The following is an 18,499-nucleotide window of genomic DNA, read 5'->3' on the forward strand; positions in this document are numbered from 1 at the left end:
GGGGGTCACGCGGCGGGCTGTCCCGCCCTCCCCGACCGGCCGTCCTGGGCCGGGAGCACGGCGTGGGAGCGGAGGCGGGCGGCCGCCAGCCGCAGCGAGAGGGGGTTGCCGCGGGAGGTGGCCACGAGCTCGCGCACCTCCTGCGCGGGCGCGGCCCCGACCAGCAGGCCGACGAGCTCCCGCGCCGCGTCCTCGGGCAGCGGCCGCAGGAACACGCGGTGCGCGCCCTGCCGGGCCACCAGGTCGTCCAGGGGGTCCCCGGCGGTGACGAGCACGCGGCAGTGCGCGCCGCCCGGCAGCAGGGCGAGCACCTGGTCGCCGTCACGGGCGTTGTCCAGCACCACCAGCACCCTCCGCCGGGCGGTGCAGCTCCGGTAGAGCGCGAGCTTCTCGTCGGGGTCACCGGGGAGGTCCTGGGCGGGCACGCCCAGCGCGCGCAGGAACCGGTCGAGCACGGCGTCCGGGTCGGCGCCGGTCAGGTCGGCGTGGAGCTGCCCGTCGGGGAAGGCGTCCAGCCGGGCGTGGGCCCAGCGCACCGCCAGCGTGGTCTTCCCCACGCCGCCGCGTCCGCTGATGACCGCGGTGGCCGGCCCGGCGTCCCCGAGCAGGGCGGAGTCCAGCGCGGCCAGCTCCTCCTCCCGCCCCACGAACGGCAGGACCTGCGGCGGCAGCTGGCAGGGCGTCACCGCGACGGGCCGGGGGGCGGAGGCGCGGGGCCGCATCAGCGCGGACTCGTCCCTGAGGATCTGCTCGTGCAGCCGCCGCAGCGCCGGCCCCGGTTCGAGGCCGATCTGCTCCCGCAGGTAGCGGCGCGTCTCCTGGTACGTGCGCAGCGCCTCGGCCCGCTGCCCCGCGCGGTACTGGGCCAGCATGAGCTGGGCCCGCACCCGCTCGCGGAACGGCGACTCGGCCACCAGCGCCACGAGCTCGGGGATCACCTGGTGGTGGCGTCCCAGCTCGATCTCCAGCTCCAGGCAGGTCTCCAGCGCCTCCAGCCGTGACTCCTCCATCCGCGCCACGTCGTACCGCAGCCCCCGGATGTCCTCGAACGGCCTGCCCCGCCACAGCGCCAGCGCCTCCCGCAGCAGCAGGACGGCCGCCTCCGCCGAACCCGGGTCGGCCAGCGTGCGCGACCTGTCGACCATGGAGGTGAACCTGAGCCAGTCGATGCTGTCGGGCGCGGCCCGCAGCAGGTAGCCCGGGCTGGAGGTCTTGATGATCCCGGCCCCCAGCGTACGGCGCAGCCGCGACACGCAGATGGCCACCTGCCGCCACGCGCTGGGCGGCGCGGACCCGGCCCACACGGCCTCGATCAGCCGTTCCACGCTCATCACCCGGTTGGCGTTGAGCAGCAGGCAGGCCAGGATGACCAGCTCCCGGTTGGCGCTCATGGGCAGCTCGGCGCCGTCCCTGATCACCTTGACCGGGCCGAGCACGCGGAACTCGAAAGCGGAGCCGTCCATCACACCGGCTTCCTCTCCAGGAGGCGTTCGAGCACGTCGGCGGCCCGTGACGCGCCGCCGGAGGCGCGGATCCCGGCGCGCATGGCGTCGGCGGCCCGGCGTACGGCGGGATCGCCCGCGACGGCGAGCACCTGCTCGGCCACCAGCGCGGGGGTCAGCCGCGCGGGGTCCAGGGCGACGCCCAGGCCGAGTTCCCCGATCCGCCGGGCGGGCGGCCCGTCCATGGCGGTGGTCGGCACCACGACCAGCGGGCAGCCCTGGGACAGCGCCTCCATGGAGGTGCCCATGCCGCCGTGGGTGACCGCCACGGACGCGTGCCGCAGCACGCTCAGGTGCGACACCCGGCGGCGCGGCTCGACGGTGGGCGGCAGCGGCCCGAGGTCGGCCGGGTCGAGGCCGTCGGCCAGCGTGACCACGGTGCGCCAGGGCAGCTCGGCGAGCCCCTGCGCGCAGGCGCGGAGCAGCTCGGGCCGGGTGGTGGCCACGCTCCCGAACGACAGCAGCGCCACCGGCAGCCCGTCGCCCGGCGGCTCCCACTCGGCCAGGAACCGCCGCTCCCCCAGGCAGGGCCCGACGAAGGCGAACCGGTCGTCGAAGGTCTCCCCCGCGAACTGGAACGAGCGCGGCAGCGTCACCACGTTGCAGTCCTGAACCTCCCACCACAGCTCGGCGGGGTCGTCGCGGACGCCGTACCGGCGGGCCAGCGCGCCGATGCGGTCGAGCATGCCGTCGACCCAGCCGGGCGGCTCCCGGCCGGACCGGCCGCCGTCCTCGCCCTCGTACATGGAGGTCAGGACGGAGTAGTGGGCGTTCGAGGCGAATATCGGGATGAGCTGCGCGGCGGGGATCCTCTCGCGCCTGGCCAGGATGCGGCCGGCGTGCAGGACGGAGATGTCGTACGCGATCACGTCGGGCCGCTCCGGCAGGCGGTCGAGCGCTCCGAGCATGGCCTCGCTCTCCTCCAGCAGGAGCGAGAGCAGGCGCAGGGGGTCGTCCTCCCGTTCGCGCGAGCCGATCCGCGCGTACGGCGAGTCGTACGTGACGGCCGCCGCCCCCGCCTCGCGCACGAGGGCGGCGGTGCTCTCCGCCGTGAGATAGGTGACGCGACCACCCCGTCGCGTCAATTCGGCGACCACGGCCAGCGTGGGAATGACGTGGCCGTGGTCGGGATGGCACATGAAAAGACAATGCCCCGCCATGTTCAATTCTTTCGGTTCATTAGCACTGCCACTCACCGCCCACGGTAGGGAGGACGCGCACCGGACGTCATCCCCTATCCGTCCCCTCAACCCCGCCGCCTTTTCTAGGGGTTCCGCCTCCGCAGGAGACCGCGTTTTACTCGGGGCCATGCCCACTCATGTCTGGGACTATCTTCCCGAATACGCGACCGAACGCGCCGACATCATGGACGCCGTGGAGACCGTGTTCCGCTCCGGCCGGCTCGTCCTCGGCCCGAGCGTGCACTCCTTCGAGGAGGAGTTCGCCGCCTACCACGGCGTGCGCCACTGCACGGGCGTGGACAACGGCACCAACGCCATCAAGCTCGCCCTGCAGGCCCTGGGCGTCGGGCCGGGCGACGAGGTGGTCACCGTGTCGAACACGGCCGCGCCGACCGTGGTGGCCATCGACGCCGTGGGCGCCACCCCGGTCTTCACCGACGTGCACCCCGACACGTACCTGATGGACGTGTCGCAGGTCGAGGCCGCGATCACGCCGCGCACCCGCTGCCTGCTCCCGGTCCACCTGTACGGCCAGTGCGTGGACATGGCCCCCCTGGAGCGGCTGGCCGAGGCGCACGGCCTGGTGATCCTGGAGGACTGCGCGCAGGCCCACGGCGCCCGCCACCACGGCCGGGTCGCCGGGTCGATGGGCCACGCGGCGGCCTTCTCGTTCTACCCCACCAAGGTGCTGGGCGCGTACGGCGACGGCGGCGCGGTGCTCACCTCCGACGACGAGGTGGACCGGGCGCTGCGGCGGCTGCGCTACTACGGCATGGAGGAGACGTACTACGTCGTGCGGACGCCCGGGCACAACGCGCGCCTGGACGAGGTGCAGGCGGAGATCCTGCGCCGCAAGCTCACCCGCCTCGACCGGTACGTCGCCGACCGCCGCGCCGTGGCCGCCCGCTACGCCGAGGCCCTGGCCGGCACCGACCTCGTGCTCCCCGCGACCGCGGACGGCAACGAGCACGTCCACTACCTGTACGTGGTCCGCCACCCCCGCAGGGACGCGATCATCGAGGCGCTGCGCGCCCACGACGTCCATCTCAACATCAGCTATCCGTGGCCGGTGCACACCATGTCCGGCTTCGCCCACCTGGGCCTGGGCCCGGGCAGCCTGCCGGTGACCGAGGCCCTGGCCGGGGAGATCTTCTCGCTGCCGATGTACCCGTCGCTCCCCGCCGGGCTCCAGGAGAAGATCATCGCCGTGCTGCGCGGCGTCCTGTGAGTCAGTAGCGGGGCAGCAGGCCGCGGGCCGCCGCCTCGGCCAGCGTGGGCGCCCGCCGGTCGCGCTCCGACAGCAGCGGGGAGCCGACCGGCAGGGGCAGCCCCAGCTCGCGGTCGAAGTACGACAGCGTGAGCTCGTTCTCCTGCCGGTACTCCTCCGACAGCAGGTAGCACATCACCGTGCCGTCCTCCAGCGCCGCGAACGCGTGCCCGACCCCGGGCGGCAGGTAGACCGCCTCCCCGCCGCCGCCGCTCAGCTCCACCGCCTCCCACCGCCCGAACGTGGGCGAGCCCGCCCGCAGGTCCACGGCGACGTCCACGGCCCGCCCCGCGGCGCAGTAGACGTACTTGGCGGTGCCGGGCGGCGTCAGCGTGTAGTGGACGCCGCGTACCACGCCGCGCCGGGACACGCTCCTGCTGGCCTGCGCCACGGGGAACAGCGGCCGCCCCACCGCCGCGGCGAACGCGCCCTCCTGGTACGGGGAGGCGAAGTCGCCGCGGGCGTCGGGGAAGACCTCGGGGGCGAACGCGTACGCGCCCGTCACCGCCAGCTCGCGGTACTCCATGTCAGGCCCGCACCAGATGGACCTCGGGCACGTACAGGATCCACGTGCCGCCCGCCCGGCCGAAGCCGGTCTCCTTGGCCATGATCTCCTCGGCGTGGTTCCACGCGAGCAGCAGGGCGTAGTCGGGGTACGGATCGGCGAACGCCTCGGGACCGCGCACGGGGATGTGCGAGCCGGGCGTGAGCCTGCCCTGCTTGGCCGGGGTGGTGTCGGTGACGAGGGGCACCAGGCCGGGGCCGATGCCGCAGTAGTTGAGCACGGTGGCGCTCTTGGCGGTGGCGCCGTAGCCGTACACGCGGGCGCCCTGCTCGCGCAGCGAGGTGAGGAGCGTCACCAGGCGGTCGCGGTTGTGCGCCACGCGGGCCGCGAAGCGGCGCAGCGTCGCCGGCTCGGAGAGCGCCGCGGCCTCCTCGGCGGCCAGCAGTTCGGCCACGGCGGGCGCCGGCGTGCGGGCACCGCGCCGCGCCAGTGTGTAGCGGACCTCGCCGCCGTGCACGGGCAGCCGCTCCACGTCCACGAGCTCGAAGCCGTGCCGCCGCGCCATGGCGCGGACGGAGGCGGCGGCGAAGAAGTAGAAGTGCTCGTCGTAGATCTGGTCGAAGGAGGCGCGCTCGACGATGTCGCCGAGGTACGGGTCCTCGAAGACGAACACGCCGCCGGGCTTCAGCAGCGTGTCCACGCCCGCCATGATCGAGTCCAGGTAGGGGATGTGGCACAGCGTGTTGGCCGCGTAGACCACGTCGGCGGGCCCGTCCTCGGCCAGGACGGCGGCGGCCGTGGCGGCCTCGAAGAAGTCCTTGCGCACGCGCACGCCCCTGGCCGCGGCCAGGTCGGCGACCCCGCCGGACGGCTCCACGCCCAGGTGCCGCACGCCCGCGTCGGCGACGACCGACAGCATGGCGCCGTCGTTGCACCCCAGCTCCACCACGAACGGGTCGGGACCGGACAGCTCGGTGGCCAGCAGCCGCTTGGCCAGGCTCCCGAAGTGCTCGCGCATCACCGACGACCCTGACGACAGGTACGGGTAGCCCGCGTGGAACATGCGCTCGCGCGGCACCTCCTCCAGCAGCTGCACCATCGAGCAGCTCTCGCAGACGCCGACGGCCAGGCGGAAGAAGAACTCCTCGCCCGGGTCGCCCGGGACGACGAAGGCGTCGGAGAGCGGCTGCCTCCCGAAGTCGGCGAACGGTCGGAGACGACCCGAACAGATCCGGCACGCCATTGCGATCCTCCTCAGGTTGCGGCCCGGCGGTACCTCACCCACACGTCGCCCGTCTGCACGTAGCCGGTCAGGCGCACGGTGACGCCGTCGGGCGCGAGCGGCTCGGGCGGGCGGTTGTGGACGGCGCCCAGCCAGCGGCGTACGACCTCGTCGTCGCGGACCCGCCACCCCCGGGGGACCAGCACGGTGACGTCGCCGAACCACGAGGTGATCTCGACGTCGAGCACGACCTCGCGGTGCGGGCAGTCCGCGCGGGTGAAGTCGACCCGCGCCTTCCCCCACCGGCCCGCCTTGGCGCTGATGACCCGCGGCACGAGCCACCGCCCCACCTGCTCGACGCGGCCGCTGCCGGTGTGGAGCTGGAGCTCGGCCGCGCCGGACGACGGCACGGACGGGACCGGCTCGTCGAAGCGCGGCAGGTCGGTGATCACGTCGTCCAGCTCGCCCAGCGTCCTGGCGGTGTAGGCGCGGCCGACCCGCTCCTCCAGCTCCTCCAGGTCGATGCGTCCCTCGGCGACCGCGACGCGGAGCATCTCGGCCACCCTCTCGCGGTCGCGGTCGCTCGCCCGCACTTCCCGATGATCGGTCATGGCGTCCACAGTAGAAGGCTATGAACGGCCGCCCAACCGCAGAACCCCTAAGCAGGTGACAGGGGCCGGAGCCGTTCCGGCTAGGGGTTGAGCGCGCGCCCGGCCCGTGACAGGTTCGGCGGCATCGGACCGCCGTACTTGATCGACGGATCGGAGCACCGCATGGAGTCCGTCATCGACGTCCACGACTGGCTGGGGGAGATCGCCGGGCACACGTTCATGCGGACGGCCCGGCTGCCGCTGGAGGAGCTGTCCGGCTGGCGGGAGGACCCGGCCACGGGCAACCTGCACCACGCCCGCGGCGGGTTCTTCACGGTCGAGGGGCTGGAGGTGAGCCGCCCGGGCTGGGCGGTGCCGGCCTGGAGCCAGCCGATCATCAACCAGCCGGAGGCGGGCATCCTCGGCATCCTGCTGCGCCGTGTGGGCGGCGTCCCGTACGTGCTCATGCAGGCCAAGAACGAACCGGGCAATCCCGGGGGGCCGCAGCTCTCCCCGACCGTGCAGGCCACCAGGAGCAACTACACGCGGGTGCACAACGGGCGGGCGGTGCCGTACCTGGAGCACTTCCGCGGGCCGCGGGGGCGGGTGCTGGCCGACGTGCGGCAGTCGGAGCAGGGCGCGTGGTTCTACCGCAAGCGCAACAGGAACATGGTCGTGGAGGTGGACGGGGAGGTCGAGGCGGCGGCGGGTTTCCGGTGGCTGCCGCTGCGCCGCGTGCGCGAGCTGCTGTCCGTGCCCGACCTGGTCAACATGGACGCCCGCACGGTGCTGGCCTGCCTGCCCGTCCAGGAGGGCGCCGACGAGGGCGAGGGCGGGTTCGGTACGGCGGTGGCGCGCTCGCGCGACCGCCGCCGGGGGGCGCTGCACGGCACGCCGGAGATCCTGAGCTGGCTCAGCGGCGTCCGGTCCACGACCGACGTGCACGCCCGGCCGGTGCCGCTGAACCGGGTGAGCGGGTGGCGGCGGGCCGAGGGCCGCATCTCGCACGAGACGGGCCGCTTCTTCGACGTGATCGGCGTACGCGTGGATGCCGGCGGCCGCGAGGTGGACGCCTGGAGCCAGCCGATGATCGCGCCCGTCGGGACGGGTGTGGTGGCGTTCCTGGTGCGCCGTGTCGAGGGCGTGGTGCACGCGCTGGTGCACGCCCGCGTCGAGCCCGGCTACACCGATGTGGTCGAGCTGGCCCCGACCGTGCAGTGCACGCCGGGCAACTACGACCACCTGCCGCCGGGGGCCCGGCCGCCGCTGCTGGCCGACGTGCTGGACGCGCCGCCGGAGCGGATGCTGTTCGACACCGTGCTGTCGGAGGAGGGCGGCCGCTTCTACCACGCCCGCAACCGCTACCTGCTGGCCGAGGTGGACGAGGACCCGCTGCCCGGCCACCCGGCCTTCCGCTGGCTCGCCCTGCACCAGCTCGACGAGCTGCTGCGGCACAGCTACTACCTGAACGTGCAGGCCCGCACGCTGAACGCCTGCCTGCACGGGCTCGCCCACGTCGCGCCGCCGCGGCCGGTCACCGGAGGTGTTCGATGACCTTCCCGAAGTCCTCCATCGCCGAGTCCGTCACCGTGACGTACGAGAACCCGAAGCGCTCCTCGTTCCGGCGGACCTGCTCGGCGATCTGCGAGGGCGTGCCGGCGAAGAGGGTCGGCACCTCCAGCAGCTCCTCGGCGGTCAGGTCGGGGGCGTAGCGCCGCAGGCTCTCCACGCCCGCGCGCCGGTCCCGGGTCAGCACCGTGGACTTGGAGAGCACGTTCAGCTCCGGTCTCCGCTCCCCCGCCGCGGTCCTCACGTACTCCACGCGGCGCAGCAGCTCGTCCGCGGTGACGAGCGCGGTCCTGCCGTACTCGGGCCGGTACGGGGCGCCCGTGAAGCTGACGATGTCGGCGCGGCGGGCGGCCAGCCGCAGCACCCGGTCCCCGTGGCCGCCGATCAGGAGGGGCGGACGCCTGCCGCCCAGGCCCTCCTCCAGCCCGTCGACCAGCTCCTCCAGCCGCGCGGCGCGGACGGCCGGGTCGAAGGGCAGTCCGGCCGCGGCGAACTCGGACGCCACGTAGCCGGCGCCGAGCCCCAGCTCCAGCCGGTCGCCGATGAGCGCGGCGGTGGTCGTGACCTCCCTGGCCAGCAGGGTGCGGTGGTGGAAGCTGGCGTTCAGCACGTACGTGCCGATCGTGGCGCGCTCGGTGGCCTCGGCCGCCAGCAGCGCCGTCGGGAAGGGCGCGAGCAGGTTGAGGTGGTCGGGCACCGCGATGACGTCGTAGCCGAGCGCCTCGGCGCGGCGGCAGCGGGCCGCCCACGCGTCCCCGGAGGCCTCCTCGGCGATGAGGACCACCCCGAACCTGGTCATGCCGCCGCTCCTTCCGCGGGCCCCCCGGCCCGGGCGGTGGTCACGGCGATCGCGGTGAGCACCAGTCCGTTGCCGGACGTCCAGCGCCCCGCGAACCCGCTCAGCGGCCTTCCCTGCCAGCGCAGCCCGGCCACCAGCAGCCGGGCCTCGAACGTGCCCCGCAGCGGGTCCAGGACGATCACCGCGTCCTGGAAGTCCAGCCAGCGCCGGGCCAGCGGGTACCACGCCTTGTAGACCGACTCCTTGGCGCTGAACAGGATGCGGTCCCAGCTCGTGTCCGGATGGTCGGCGGCCAGCCGGCGCAGCATCTGGCGCTCCTGGGGGAGCGAGACGGCCTCCAGCACCCCGGGCGGCAGCGGCCCGTCGGGCTCGGCGTCGATGCCGATGGCGGCGGGCGCCGCGCCGACCGCGGCGGCGCGGTAGCCGGCGCAGTGGGTGATGCTGCCGGCCACGCCGGGGGGCCAGACGGGCCCGCCGTGGGCGTCGGACAGCACGGGGGCGGGGGGCACGCCCAGGAGTTCCATGGCGCGGTGCACGCAGTGGCGGGCGGTGGTGAACTCCCTGCGGCGCTTCTCCACGGCGTTGCGGACCAGGCCGGCTTCCTCGGGGAAGAGCACGAGGCCGGGCGGGTCGGTGAAGGCGTGGAAGGCCATGACAGTGTCGGGAAGGATCTCCTCGATCACCCCGCGCCTCCTCACGTCCGTCCTCCACCGCACAGTAACCAGGCACGGCATTTCCCGAAAAGGGCCGCGCGGGGTATCAGTGGGCCGCGGTCCGGAGAATAGGGGTACCGCTAGGGGTCCAATGCGCCCGACCGCCCCCTCGATTGTCCGCCCGTATGCCTACCATCACCTGAGGGGTCGCTGCGATATCCGCGCACCGATTTATGAGGCACCCGGATTGACAGCGGGAATACCGGTCCCTTGACTTACCCTGTCAAGGGTAATGGCCACTGCGCGAAGGGGATTTCGTGCGTTACACCAGGTTGGGTCCGGGGGGGCCGGTCGTCTCCGCCGGGCTCGGCACGCTCGCCCTGAGCGGCGCGTACGGGCCGGTCGGTCCCCGCGAGGCCGACCGGCTGGTGCGCAGAGCGCTCGACGCCGGGGTGACGCTGCTCGACACGGCGGGCTTCTACGCGGACGGGCAGGTGGAGAGCCTGATCGGGCGGGTGCTCGCCGGACGGGCCGGCGAGGTGGTGGTGTGCACCCGCGGCGGGGCGCGCGCGGGCGGGCCCGGCGGGCCATTCGTGTTCGACGGCCGCCCGCACGAGCTGGAGCGGTCCTTGCACGCCTCGCTCAGGCGCCTGCGCACCGACTGCGTCGACCTGTTCTCCCTCCACTGCCAGGACACCCGGGTTCCCGTGGAGAGGAGCGTGGCGGGGCTGGCCGAGCTGGTGCGCGCGGGCAAGATCCGCCGTCTGGGGCTGTCCGGCGGCACGGCCGAGCAGGTGCGCCGCGCGCACGCCGTCCACGCGGTGAGCGCGATCGGCGTCGAGTACTCCCTGTGGGGGCCGCGCCCCTCCCCCGAGTTGCTGGCCACCGCCCGCGAGCTGGGCATCGCCGTGATCGCCGCCCGCCCGCTCGGCCGCGGCTTCCTCACCGGCCGGGTCCGGCCGCAGGCCGGGTTCGAGCCGGACGACTGGCGGCGCGCCGACCCCCGCTTCCACCCCGACCACCGGCGCAGCAGCTGCCCGCGGCTCCAGGAGCTCGAGTCGGTGGCGGCGCAGCTCGACCTGGGGGCCGGACGGGTCGCGCTGAGCTGGCTGTTCGCGCAGGGCGAGCACGTCGTCCCCGTGCCGAGCACCCGCGACCCGGTGCACCTGGAGATGAACCTGGCCGCCTCCTCGGTCGAGCTGCCTCCCGAGACCCTCGGCAAGCTGGACGACCTGTTCCCCGCCGCCCGCCACGCCCGGTCGGCGTCACCGCTGCTGTGAGCGGCCGCCGGCCGGGGTCAGTCGGCCTCTCCCCTGTTCTGGGGGGAGATCAGGGCCGTGGCCAGCGCCTTGTTCACCGCGTCGATCCGCGAGACCGCGTTGAGCTTGACGAAGATGTTGCGCATGTGCCGCTTCACGGTGGCCTCGGCCAGCCCGAGCCGCCGCGCGATCTGCACGTTGCTCAGCGCCTGCGCCGCCAGCTGCAGCACCTCCAGCTCCTTCTCCGACAGCATCCCGGTGCTCGGCGACTCCACCCTGGCCAGGCTGTGGCGCGAGACGGCCAGCACGACCCTGGAGGCGTCCTCGTGCACGCTGTGCACCGCCGCGATCAGCTCGTGCCGGTGCACGCTCTTGAGCAGGTAGCCGCGGATGCCGGCGGACAGCAGCCGGGTGAGGAGCTGCGGGCCGTCGTACATGCTGAGGATGATGATCCGGGTGTCGGGCGACAGCTTCCTGATGTTGGCGACGGTCTCGGTGACCTCGTCGCCGGGGATCTCGACGTCGAGCAGCACCACGTCGGGGCGGGTCTTCGTGACCACGGCCACGGCCGTCTCGGAGTCGCCGGCCTCGCCGACGATGCGGATGCCGCCGTCGCACTCGAGGATCTCGCGCAGCCCCTCGCGGAACAGCGCGTGGTCGTCGACCAGCACCACGGAGATGGCGCCGCTAGACGTCTCTGCGACCACGGGATCGCCTCTTCAGCGGGATGAACAGCTCGACGAGGCAGCCCTTCCCCGCCTCGCTGGTGATGAGGACCTGGCCGTCGAGCAGCTCGGCGCGCTCGCGCATGGACGTCATGCCGACCCCGTGGCCGCGCACGGCCCCCGGGTCGAAACCGCGCCCGTTGTCCAGCACCGATGCCGACAGCTCGTGGGGGGCGATGTTCACGCGTACCAGGACCATGGGCGGACTCCCGTGGGTGAGGGCGTTGCGTACGGCCTCGCGCACGATGAGGAAGGCCTCGTCGCGCACCCACGGCTCGGCCCACGACTCGTCGCCGCTGACGTCGAGCACGACGGAGACGTCATCGTCCTCCACCTCCTCCAGGAAGCCGATCAGCGACTTCTCCAGGCTCTTGACCGGCGTCCGCGGGTGCAGCTCGGAGGTGAGCTGCCGCAGGTTCTCCATGGTCTCCTGGATGGCCTGCTGCACCACGCCGATCTTGGCGGAGGCGCGGGCCGCGTCGGACGCGCGGTACGCCTCCGACAGCGCCAGCTGCTGATGGGCCACGCTGAGGCCGTGGCCGATGCGGTCGTGCAGCTCGCGGGCGATGCGGCGGCGCTCCTCCTCCTGCGCCTCGTGCACCAGGTCGAGCAGGAAGCTGTGGTAGCTGTCGGCGGACTCGCGCACCCGCCGGGACAGGCTCTCCTCCAGACCGGCGACCGCCAGAGTGATCAGCTCCGCGGCCGTGCCGCAGTCCGCCCCCGCGGTGATTTCCCTGACCAGGTGGCGCAGCGCCGTACGGAAAAAAAGTGAGCCCGCCTCAAGTGAGGCCTTCGGGTGAACGCCCGCGGCCGCCCGCGCGTTTCCAACCTCCCAGGCATGGAATTTGTACAGTTCACTTACCTGTACCTTTCCAGCGCGTAGCGTAGCCGCCACATCACCCAGGACGTATCGGGCGGTCGAAAGGGCCTGGTCACGCGCTTGCGCATCCGCGAAGACCATACTCCCGGCGGCCTGCAGGACCGACTCGAACTCGGCGAGGATTTCATTGCGACACGTTTCAACTAATCTCGCCGGATCCCCCGACTGCCCGTGCACCTCCAATGTCCCCCCTCTGCCGCGGGACTAGTGTTCGAGCGCCCCCTAACTATCCCTTACCGCAGACAATAATGCAACATTTCCGGTCATATTCATATAGCGCACACAACGGCGGTCAGGTGAACGACATGTTGCGTTCCCATAAACACACCGTACGGACGTCGCAGCGATCTGCGCCCCTTCTCCGCCCGCCGGCGGCGGGCCGCGGCGACGACGCCGGCGCTCCCCGCGGCCATGGCCACGAAGACGCCCAGCAGGGGCGCCCCGAGCCACCAGACGGCCGCGCCGAGCGCGACGCACAGGGCCAGGGAGGCCGCCGCCATCGCCAGCCTCGCCCCGCGCTCCCCGACGAGCACGCCGAACGTGCGCCGCCCGGCGGCGGCGTCACCCTCGATGTCCGAAAGGTCTTTTGCGGGCACGCCGACCAGGACCATCCACCCGATCGCGGCCGCGGCGAAGACCGCCAGACCCGGCGGCACCGCGACCCCCGTGCCGCCGGCCGTCACCACGACGAACCCGCCCAGGTACGACAGCAGTCCCGACAGGCACAGCACGGCCACCGTGCCGCCCGCGCTGCCCTTGAGCTGCAGCGGCGGCCCCGAGTACAGGTAGCCCAGCACCAGGTTGCCCGCGACGATCCAGGCCATGGGCTCCGGAAGCCCCACGGTGGCCAGCATCGCCAGGCCGGCGCCCGCGGCCGCGACGGCGGCGGCGGTTCTCGGGGTCAGGTCGCCGCGGGCGATCGGCCTGCCGGAGCCGTTGATCCGGTCCTCGGTGACGTCGGTGACGCCGTTGAACAGGTAGACGGCGAAGATGGACAGCACCCAGGCGGCCGCCCCCCTCAGAACCGCCGGCGGGTCGGGCGCCGCGGCCACCGGCAGGGCCAGGGCGACGCCGGACAGGAAGCGCAGGAGCGAGACCGCCAGGACGAGCGGGCGGGCCTCGGCGAGGCACAGGGCGAGGATGCGGGGAAGGGCCGGCACGGCCCGGAGCCCGAGAGCGATAGCCGCCATGACTGGAGTGTTGACCACCGTCGGGGCCCCGGTAAGTGGCGTGAGCCGAAAGCAGCAGGGGGGTACACCTTTCGATACCCCTGGAATGCTCCCCCCGGATACCGGGGGCGAACTCCTGACCCCCTGTCTTGTAGGCGGCCCGCACCCCCTATAGCTTCGGGAACACCCAGTCAAGATCTTTGCAGAGCCGGAGCGGATTCGCAGAAGAAACGCGGGTCGTTCCGTTCTCCCTTATGCCGCGCGTCGCGCTCGCGAAAAACCGCTGTGACAGCGGGAATTCAAAGGACCGCCGCGACCCACCTGATTCAGGGAAAGGAAGTCCGAGGATGCCGGGTGCCGAACGCTACCGAGAATTCCGGCCGATCGACCTGACGGACCGCACGTGGCCCGGCAGGTGCATCCGCAAGGCCCCGCGCTGGCTGTCCACCGACCTGCGCGACGGCAACCAGTCGCTGGCCCGCCCGATGTCCCCCGAGCGCAAGCTGGCGATGTTCGAGCTGCTCGTGCGCATGGGGTACCGGGAGATCGAGGTCGGCTTCCCCGTCGCCAGCCAGGACGACCGCGACTTCCTGCGCCTGCTCATCGAGCAGGACCGCATTCCCGACGACGTCCGCATCACCGTGCTGACGCAGGCACGCGAAGAGCTGATCAGGGACACCCTCGACATGCTCAAGGGCGCCCCGCGCGCGCTGGTCCACATCTACAACGCCACGTCCCCGCTGTTCCGCCGGCTGGTCTTCGACATCGACCGGGACGGCTGCCGCGACCTGGCCGTGCGCGCCACACAGGTCATGATGGACCACGCCGAACGCGTGCTCGGCGACTGCGACCTCGGCTACCAGTACTCCCCCGAGCTGTTCAACGAGACCGAGCCCGACTTCTCGCTGGAGGTCTGCGAGGCCGTCATGGACGCCTGGCAGCCGGAGGCGGGCCGGGGCATCATCCTGAACTTCCCCACGACCGTCGAGCGCTCGCTGCCCAACGTCTTCGCCGACCAGATCGAGTGGCTCGACCGCAACCTGTCCCGCCGCGAGCACGTCTGCCTGTCGATCCACCCGCACAACGACCGCGGCACCGGCGTGGCCTCCGCCGAGCTGGCGCTGCTCGCGGGGGCCGAGCGGATCGAGGGCTGCCTGTTCGGCAACGGCGAGCGCGCGGGGAACGTCTGCCTGGTGACCCTGGGCATGAACATGTACGTCCAGGGCGTCGACCCGGGCATCGACTTCTCCGACATCGGCGCCGTGCGCCGCACCGTCGAGCTGTGCAACCAGCTCCCGGTCCACCCGCGTCACCCCTACGGCGGCGACCTGGTCTACACGGCCTTCTCCGGCTCCCACCAGGACGCCATCAAGAAGGGCTTCGACGAGCGCGAACGGCGCTCGGCCGCGACCGGGACGCCGGTGGACGAGCTGCCGTGGGAGATGCCGTACCTGCCGGTCGACCCCAGGGACGTGGGCCGCACGTACGAGGCGGTGGTCCGGGTCAACAGCCAGTCCGGCAAGGGCGGCGTGGCATACGTGATGAGCGCCTGGCACGGGCTCAACCTGCCGCGCGGCCTCCAGGCGGACCTGGCCTCCCGTGTGCAGGCGCAGGCCGACGCCTCCGGCGGCGAGCTGTCGCCGGAGCGCATCGGCGCGCTGTTCCGCGAGGAGTACCTCTACCACGGCGATCCCTCCCGCCCGCTGCCGCTGAGCCGTGAGCCGGTCGAGGTCACGCTCCACATCGACGGAGGCGCGGAGCCGGGCGCGGCCGGCGCCGGGGACCTGGCCCCGGTGCTCGGCCCCTGGGGGATCCGGGTCCTCGCGGTCCACACCACCGAGCCGCCGCTGCACGACACGCACCTGGAGCGGGAGCCGCCCGGCGGCCGCTCCCCCGGCGAGGTCGTGATCTACGCGGAGTGCGCGGCGGGCGGGGGAACGTCCTGGGGCGCGGGCGTGCACGCCGACGTGGCCGCCTCCGCCTTCTCGGCCGTCCGCGCGGCGCTGCGGACCCGCCCGGCGGCGCGCCCCGCGCCGTCCCCCCTCCCCCTTCCCCGGCCCCTCGCCGCCGCGGGATGACGAGCACGCGGCCGACCGACGGCCGCCGGCACGGAAGGAGACCACGATGCCCCGGATCCGGAGGGTGAGGGAGAGGCCTCGGCGCAGACGCGTCCACCGGCTCGACCTCCGCACCCCGTCAGGACGCGACCTGCCGTACTGAACCGACCAAGGAGGGCCGTCATGGCCGAGCACGACCAGGTACAGAGGATGGCCCTCCTGCGGGACCTCCTGGACGAGGCGGTGACCGGGCGGGGCTGCATCGCGATGGTGACGGGCCCCATCGCCGCCGGCAAGAGCCGGTTGCTGGACGGCCTCGCCGAGCACGCGTTCGACCACGGCGCCCTCCCGCTCACCGCGACCGGCTCGCGCGCGGAACGGGAGCTGCCCCTCGGCGTGCTGTCGCAGCTCGTGCACAACACGCCGATGCTGGAGGAGCACCGCGCGACCACGCTGAGCCTCCTGCAGGAGGGCGCCCGCAGCCGGCTCGCGGGCGAGACCCTCGACCACGTGGACGCGCAGATCGTGGACGCGCTCTGCACGGTCCTGCTGGAGCTGTCCGAGCGCTGCCCGCTGCTGATCGTGGTGGACGACGCCCACCACGCCGACCACGGCTCCCAGCTCTGCCTGTCCTACCTGGCCCGCCGGGTCAAGTACGCCAGGATCATGCTGGTCTTCGGCGGCACCGACCAGCACGCGCACCAGCCGTTCCTGCTCCACGCCGACCTGCCGCGCCTGCCCCACTGCCGCCAGGTCAGGCTCACCCATCTGTCGCCGGAGGAGGCGGCCGAGCGGGTGGCCGAGCGGGCGGGCCGGGAGACGGCCGACCGCTACGCGGCGCGCTGCCACGAGCTGAGCGGCGGCAACCGCCTCCTGGTGGACGCGCTCGCCGAGGACTTCCGGGAGACGGGCGCCCCCGGCGACCGGTACGGCGAGGCCGTGCTGACCTGCCTGCACGGCGCCGACCCGGACCTGCTGCGGGTGGCCCGCGCGCTGGCCGTCCTGGGAGAGCCGGGCCCCGCCGACCGCCTGCTGGGCGAGAGCGAGGCCGACACCGCCCAGGCGGTCCAGGCGCTGACCCGCGCCGGGCTGCTGGCCGGGGGCCGCTTCCGGCACGACGCCGCCCGGTCGGCGGTGCTGGCCGCGATCGACGCCGCCGACCGCGCCGGCCTGCACCACCGCGCCGCCGAGCTGACGTACCAGGACGGTGCGGCGGCGACGGTCGTGGCCGACCACCTGCTGCTGGCCGGCCGCGCCGGCGAACCGTGGAACGTGTCGGTGCTGGAGGAGGCCGCGGGCCACGCGCTGCGCGACGGCCGCGTGGAGCCGGCCATCGAGTACCTGAAGCTGGCCTGGCAGGGCTGCACCGACAAGCGGTGGCGGGCCAGGATCGCCACGAAACTCGTCCGCGCCAAGTGGCGCATCAACCCCAGCACCCCGGCCGGGCAGCTGGCCGAGCTGACCGAGGCCCTGCACAAGGGCCATCTGGGCGGCGGCGACGCCGTGGTGCTGGCCAAGGCGCTGCTGTGGCACGGCCACGTGGCCGACACCGAGGACGTCCTGAACCACCTCAGGGACCTGGGCGAGCTGGACCGGGAGGGCATGACGGAGCTGGCCGTGGCCCGCGCCTGGTTCCGCGGCGCCTGCCCGTCGTTCCTGCCGCACCTGCCCGAGCCGGACGCCCGCGAGGCCGCCTGCGCCGCGCACTCGCTCACCGCGGCCCGCCGCATCGAGTCGGCGAACATGCTGGTCAAGGCCCTGGCGGAGGGCCCGAGCGCGGAGACCACGGCGACCGCAGAACACGTCCTGCGCAGCTCGCAACTGGACGAGATGTCCATGGACACGGTCGAGAGCGCGCTGCTGACCCTCACCTACGTGGGCCGCGCCGACCGGGCCGCGCCGTGGTGCGACGCCTTCATCGAGGAGGCCGTACGCCGCCATGCGCCCAGCAGGCAGGCACGGCTGTCGGCCATCCGCGCCGAGATCGGGCTGCGCCGCGGCGACCTGGCCGCGGCCGCCCGCGACGCCCGCCGCGCCCTGGAGATCATCCCTCCGGGCAGCTGGGGCGTGGCCGTCGGCGCCCCGCTGGGCTCGCTGCTGTGGGCCGGCGCGGCCATGTCCCGCCACGAGGCGTGCCTGCCGCACGCCACCCAGCCCGTGCCGGAGGCCATGCTGGAGACCCGCTTCGGCCTGCTCTACCTGTACGGCAAGGCCCGCTTCACGTTCATGGCGGGGCAGGCCGAGCAGGCGCTGCGGGACCTGCGGCTGTGCGGGGAGCTGACGGGCCGGTGGGGTCTGGACGGCCCGGAGTTCATCCCCTGGCGGGTGGACGCCGCCGAGTGCCTGGTCCGCCTCGGGGACCCCGACGAGGGGCGGCGCCTGGTCGAGGAGGAGCTGCACCGCGGCCAGGGGCGCTCCCCTCGGGTGCACGGCATGGCGATGCGGGTGCTGGCCGCCACCGGGGAGGCCAGGCACCGGGTGAACCTGCTGCGCCGCGCGGCCGACCTGCTCCAGGCGGGCGGCGACAAGTATGAGCTGGCCAGGGCGCTGTTCGACCTCGTGGAGGCCTACCACGCCATCGGCGAGTACCGGCGCGGCGGGATGCTGGCGCGGCGGGCGAAGGCGCTGGCGCAGGAGTGCCATGCGGACGGGCTGAGCCAGGCGCTGTCCCCGGACGACCACGACGGCGAGGCGCCGGGCGTGCAGCCGATCCTCAGCGACGCCGAGCGGCGGGTGGCCGCGCTGGCCGCCGACGGCTACTCCAACCGGGACATCTCCGCCAAGCTACACATCACGGTCAGTACCGTGGAGCAGCACCTGACGCGGGTCTACCGCAAGCTCAACGTGTCCCGCCGCACCGACCTGCCGTCCCGGCTGGTCGGTGAGCGCCTGTGAGTCACTCCGCGACGGCCGTGTGCATGACCCAGGAGAAGACCAGGGCCGGTCCGCCGTCGATCACGGTGGACTCGCCCTGGTGCCGGAAGTGCTCGTAACCCGCGCCGTGGAGCAGCTTGAGCGTCTCGTCCGGGGAGCCCACGCTCTGGATCCGCCGCTCGGCGGGCAGGTGGGCGGGCCCGCCCACCAGCACGGCTGTGAACTGGGACATGATTGCCTCCTGGTT

16 protein-coding genes are annotated in these 18,499 nt (G+C 73.4%); 5 read left to right on the forward strand and 11 right to left on the reverse strand.

The features are described 5' to 3' along the window. Positions 1-5: 5 nt before the first annotated feature. Together FHS22_RS05845 and FHS22_RS05850 are read right to left on the reverse strand one after the other, a co-directional pair. Positions 6-1,463, reverse strand: a complete 1,458-nt coding sequence (locus FHS22_RS05845) for an AfsR/SARP family transcriptional regulator (protein WP_184939125.1) — start codon at positions 1,461-1,463, stop codon at positions 6-8. Beyond that, positions 1,463-2,641: a macrolide family glycosyltransferase gene (locus FHS22_RS05850; protein WP_221473299.1), complete on the reverse strand. Its 1,179-nt coding sequence runs from the start codon at positions 2,639-2,641 to the stop codon at positions 1,463-1,465. Before FHS22_RS05850 ends, FHS22_RS05845 begins: the two co-directional genes overlap by 1 nt. Positions 2,642-2,810: 169 nt before the next feature. Here FHS22_RS05850 and FHS22_RS05855 point away from each other — a divergent pair, with 169 nt between their 5' ends. Next, complete coding sequence (locus tag FHS22_RS05855; protein WP_184939128.1) at positions 2,811-3,911, forward strand: DegT/DnrJ/EryC1/StrS family aminotransferase; 1,101 nt, start codon at positions 2,811-2,813, stop codon at positions 3,909-3,911. Position 3,912: 1 nt separating this feature from the next. On the opposite strand, the gene FHS22_RS05860 is transcribed toward FHS22_RS05855, so the two are convergent. Genes FHS22_RS05860 through FHS22_RS05870 form a run of 3 tightly spaced genes read right to left on the reverse strand, consistent with a single transcriptional unit; the run spans position 3,913 to position 6,288 of the window. Further along, positions 3,913-4,476, reverse strand: a complete 564-nt coding sequence (locus FHS22_RS05860; protein WP_184939129.1) for a dTDP-4-dehydrorhamnose 3,5-epimerase family protein — start codon at positions 4,474-4,476, stop codon at positions 3,913-3,915. A gap of 1 nt (position 4,477) precedes the next feature. After that, the gene (locus FHS22_RS05865; RefSeq protein ID WP_184939131.1) at positions 4,478-5,698 is read right to left on the reverse strand and encodes a class I SAM-dependent methyltransferase; all 1,221 of its coding nucleotides are present in this window, start codon (positions 5,696-5,698) and stop codon (positions 4,478-4,480) included. A gap of 11 nt (positions 5,699-5,709) precedes the next feature. Beyond that, on the reverse strand, positions 5,710-6,288 hold the full coding sequence (locus tag FHS22_RS05870) for a DUF1707 SHOCT-like domain-containing protein (RefSeq protein ID WP_184939132.1): 579 nt from the start codon (positions 6,286-6,288) through the stop codon (positions 5,710-5,712). 162 nt (positions 6,289-6,450) lie between these two features. Here FHS22_RS05870 and FHS22_RS05875 point away from each other — a divergent pair, with 162 nt between their 5' ends. After that, on the forward strand, positions 6,451-7,821 hold the full coding sequence (locus FHS22_RS05875; RefSeq protein WP_184939133.1) for an NDP-hexose 2,3-dehydratase family protein: 1,371 nt from the start codon (positions 6,451-6,453) through the stop codon (positions 7,819-7,821). Here FHS22_RS05875 and FHS22_RS05880 read toward each other — a convergent pair. Next, positions 7,802-8,635 (reverse strand): TIGR03621 family F420-dependent LLM class oxidoreductase, encoded by an 834-nt coding sequence (locus FHS22_RS05880; RefSeq protein ID WP_184939135.1) that lies wholly within the window; start codon positions 8,633-8,635, stop codon positions 7,802-7,804. The two genes, FHS22_RS05875 and FHS22_RS05880, sit on opposite strands and share 20 nt — an antisense overlap. Continuing rightward, positions 8,632-9,318, reverse strand: coding sequence for a 4'-phosphopantetheinyl transferase family protein (locus FHS22_RS05885; protein ID WP_338047614.1), 687 nt, complete (start codon positions 9,316-9,318; stop codon positions 8,632-8,634). Before FHS22_RS05885 ends, FHS22_RS05880 begins: the two co-directional genes overlap by 4 nt. Before the next feature lie 287 nt (positions 9,319-9,605). Here FHS22_RS05885 and FHS22_RS05890 point away from each other — a divergent pair, with 287 nt between their 5' ends. Next, on the forward strand, positions 9,606-10,568 hold the full coding sequence (locus FHS22_RS05890) for an aldo/keto reductase (protein ID WP_184939138.1): 963 nt from the start codon (positions 9,606-9,608) through the stop codon (positions 10,566-10,568). Between the two features lie 17 nt (positions 10,569-10,585). On the opposite strand, the gene FHS22_RS05895 is transcribed toward FHS22_RS05890, so the two are convergent. From FHS22_RS05895 to FHS22_RS05905, 3 genes are all read right to left on the reverse strand, one after another. After that, positions 10,586-11,254 (reverse strand): response regulator, encoded by a 669-nt coding sequence (locus FHS22_RS05895; RefSeq protein ID WP_184939139.1) that lies wholly within the window; start codon positions 11,252-11,254, stop codon positions 10,586-10,588. After that, complete coding sequence (locus FHS22_RS05900) at positions 11,235-11,918, reverse strand: histidine kinase (protein WP_184939141.1); 684 nt, start codon at positions 11,916-11,918, stop codon at positions 11,235-11,237. The genes FHS22_RS05895 and FHS22_RS05900 overlap by 20 nt, the downstream gene beginning before the upstream one ends. A gap of 503 nt (positions 11,919-12,421) precedes the next feature. Further along, positions 12,422-13,342, reverse strand: coding sequence for a UbiA family prenyltransferase (locus tag FHS22_RS05905; protein WP_184939142.1), 921 nt, complete (start codon positions 13,340-13,342; stop codon positions 12,422-12,424). 326 nt (positions 13,343-13,668) lie between these two features. On the opposite strand from FHS22_RS05905, the gene FHS22_RS05910 reads away from it, so the two are divergent. Both FHS22_RS05910 and FHS22_RS05915 read left to right on the forward strand, forming a co-directional pair. Next, positions 13,669-15,399 (forward strand): 2-isopropylmalate synthase, encoded by a 1,731-nt coding sequence (locus FHS22_RS05910; RefSeq protein ID WP_184939144.1) that lies wholly within the window; start codon positions 13,669-13,671, stop codon positions 15,397-15,399. Positions 15,400-15,561: 162 nt separating this feature from the next. Continuing rightward, a complete protein-coding gene (locus FHS22_RS05915; protein WP_184939145.1) occupies positions 15,562-18,273 on the forward strand; it encodes an AAA family ATPase in 2,712 nt (903 codons plus the stop codon). 1 nt (position 18,274) lies between these two features. Here the strand turns inward: FHS22_RS05915 and FHS22_RS05920 are convergent, their stop codons facing one another. Beyond that, on the reverse strand, positions 18,275-18,484 hold the full coding sequence (locus tag FHS22_RS05920) for a DUF5988 family protein (RefSeq protein WP_184939147.1): 210 nt from the start codon (positions 18,482-18,484) through the stop codon (positions 18,275-18,277). Between the last annotated feature and the right edge of the window lie 15 nt (positions 18,485-18,499).

The organism is Thiemannella venezuelensis (assembly GCF_014203605.1).
Taxonomy (GTDB): Bacteria; Actinomycetota; Actinomycetes; order Streptosporangiales; family Streptosporangiaceae; genus Planomonospora_A; species Planomonospora_A venezuelensis.